This window comes from Mesorhizobium sp. M7A.F.Ca.MR.176.00.0.0, from assembly GCF_004023165.1.
Classification (GTDB): Bacteria; Pseudomonadota; Alphaproteobacteria; order Rhizobiales; family Rhizobiaceae; genus Mesorhizobium.
In genome coordinates this window covers 1-290 of sequence record NZ_RZTC01000330.1, presented here as the reverse complement: position 1 = coordinate 290, position 290 = coordinate 1, and the positions used below count along the sequence as shown (strand labels likewise).

The window sequence follows — 290 nt, the reverse complement described above, 5'->3', positions numbered from 1 at the left end:
GATGTCAGTGATGACCACTTTGCGCGCGCCGACGCATTGGGCGACGAGCGCGCCCATGATGCCGATCGGCCCGGCGCCAGTCACCAGCACGTCCTCGCCGACCAGATCGAAGGACAATGCGGTGTGGACGGCATTGCCCAAGGGATCGAAGATCGCGGCAATCTCATCGGGCACATCGTCGGGGATCGGCACGACATTGTGCTGCGGGATCGCCAGATACTCGCCGAAGGCGCCTGGACGGTTGACGCCGACGCCGAGCGTGTCGCGGCACAGATGCCCTCGCCCGGCGC

The 290-nt window shown here is 66.6% G+C and carries 1 pseudogene; it reads right to left on the bottom strand.

Annotation, left to right across the window (positions count from 1 at the left end):
* Nucleotides 1-290 (bottom strand): annotated as a pseudogene (tdh, locus tag EOB59_RS35110) (L-threonine 3-dehydrogenase); the annotation flags it as partial.